This is a genomic window from uncultured Tateyamaria sp., from assembly GCF_947503045.1.
In the GTDB taxonomy this organism is placed as follows: Bacteria; Pseudomonadota; Alphaproteobacteria; order Rhodobacterales; family Rhodobacteraceae; genus Tateyamaria.
Map to the genome: position 1 here is coordinate 1 of NZ_CANNCF010000025.1, position 466 is coordinate 466.

At 58.2% G+C, this 466-nt stretch carries 1 pseudogene; it reads left to right on the plus strand.

Annotated elements, in window-relative coordinates:
- A pseudogene (locus Q1A89_RS23455) lies at window positions 1-466 on the plus strand (hypothetical protein); the annotation flags it as partial.

Below are 466 nucleotides of genomic sequence, written 5' to 3' on the forward strand. Positions count from 1 at the left end.
GCCGGCCGTGTCGCACATCTTGCGCCCGAAGATCACGAGACCGCGCAGTCCGTGCGGATCATCGAAGGCCCCGAATACGGCAATGTCACGGTCAATCCGGACAACACGCTGGCCCTTGTTCTCACGGGCACCACCCAGACGGACGACATCAGCATTCAATATGAAATCACCCATGCCGATGGCCGCGTCGAAACGCTGGAAAGCACGCTGAATGTGCAGGCCGGTACGCAGGACGCAGGCTGGGGGCAGGGCAACCATTACCTGCTGGAAACGGACGAGAACAACGACCTCATCATCGAAACGGGTGATGATCACCGCAAGGTCTACATCTCCAACAGCGAAGACGCGCTGAGCCGTGCCGATATCGCATTGCTCGAAGGGCTGGACGAAAGCGACATCACCCAGGACTGGCTGATTACCAATGATACATATGGTGCGGACGAAGAAATGGCGCTCAAGCCTGATG